This window comes from Devosia sp., from assembly GCF_034675085.1.
In the GTDB taxonomy this organism is placed as follows: Bacteria; Pseudomonadota; Alphaproteobacteria; order Rhizobiales; family Devosiaceae; genus Devosia.
Genome location: NZ_JAUCDN010000483.1, coordinates 1 through 1,561, shown reverse-complemented (window position 1 = coordinate 1,561; position 1,561 = coordinate 1). Strand labels below are relative to the sequence as shown.

General features: G+C 65.6%; 2 protein-coding genes. Both read right to left on the bottom strand.

The annotated features are described in order from the left end of the window. A partial coding sequence (locus VDP82_RS17970; protein WP_323016179.1) for a YqaA family protein occupies nucleotides 1-710 on the bottom strand: 710 nt, incomplete at its 3' end. A gap of 92 nt (nucleotides 711-802) precedes the next feature. Beyond that, nucleotides 803-1,561 (bottom strand): glyoxylate/hydroxypyruvate reductase A (locus tag VDP82_RS17965; RefSeq protein ID WP_323016178.1); only part of this gene is annotated, 759 nt, incomplete at its 5' end.

The following is a 1,561-nucleotide window of genomic DNA, read 5'->3' as shown; positions in this document are numbered from 1 at the left end:
CCGCCCAGGCCCAGCTCCGGCTGCAAGGTGGGCAGCTTGAAGTCCTCCGGCGTCACCTGTTCGATGACCTCGACCGCTTCCTGCACCTGCTCGGTGCCGGCCTTGGGAAACAGCAGCGGCGCCATGGCGAAGCCCACCACCACCAGCGCCAGCATGGCCCAGCCGGCGGCGGCCTTGTGCTTTTCGATGAAGCGGTTGGCCGCCGGGCCGAAGAAATAGAACAGCCCGCAGGGCACGAAATAGCGCGCGCCGCGCCCGATCAGCCCGTAGATGACGAAGGTCCACAGATCCAGCCCCGCCACCCCGCTGGTGATGGTGATCACCTTGTAGGGAATCGGCGAGATGGCGCCGATGATGATCATCAGCGGCCCATTGTCCTTGAAGCTCCGGGTCAGCGAGGCGAAGCCGTCGCCCGCGCCGTAGAAATCGATGATCGCCCGGCCCACCGTATCGAAGAGGAAATAGCCGATGGCATAGCCGGCCATTCCCCCCGTCACCGAGGCGATGGTGCAGATCGCGGCCAGCCGCCAGGCGCGCTTGCGGTCGGCCACGATCATCGGCGCCAGCATGATCTCGGGAAAGATCGGGATGATCATGGCTTCCAGAAAACACAGCAGAGCCAGGATCGGCTCGGCCAGTCTGTGCTGGGTGGCCCGTTTCAGCCGGTCGTAGAATTTGACCTTGGTCGGTTGCGCTGTGCTCTCGGTCATGCGGCCCTTGGCTCTGTGTCGGCGAAACGCATCAGAGCGCCCCGGTGGTTAATAGATCGCATAGAGCCCGCGCCGCGCGAATAAAATTCGCGTCAATATCCCCGCTCGCGGTCGACCACATTGACCAGCGGCTTGCCCGCCTCGTGGTCGGCGATGATGGCGGAGAAATAGCGCACCCCCGATTCGATGTCCGAAATGGCGGCGATATGGGGGGTGATGTAGCAGTTCTCGATGTCCCAGAGCGGGCTTTCGGGCGGCAGCGGCTCGGTCTCGAACACGTCCAGGCTTGCCGCTCCCAGCGTGCCGTCCTTGAGCGCGGCCACGATGTCGGCCTCCTTCTGGTGCCCGCCCCGCGCCGGATTGATGATGACCGGTCCGCCATCGAGCCGGCCGCGCCGCAGCTTGGCGAAGGTTTCGGCATTGAGGATGCCGGTGGTTTCCGGCGTCAGCGGCAGCAGGTTGACCAGGATGTCGGTGCCGGAGAGGAAGGCGTCGAAGCTCGCCTCGCCCACGAAGCTCTCCACCCCCTCGATGGCCTTGGGGCTGCGGCTCCAGCTGCGCAGGGTAAAGCCCAGCGGCAGCAGGCGTCGCGCCGCATCCTGCCCGAGCACGCCCATGCCCATGATGCCCACCGTGCTTTCGCTGGCCGAGGGCGGATAAAACTGGTGCCAGCGCCGCGCCTTCTGGTCGGCGCGAAAGCGGGTATGGAGCCGGTGATGCATGCTCACATGCGCCACCACATAATCGCTCATGCGCTGGCTGAGATCGGTATCGACGAATCGCACCACCGGCGCGTCGGGCAGGTGCTTGTGCCTGAGCAGGGCATCCACGCCCGCCCCCAGCGACAGCAC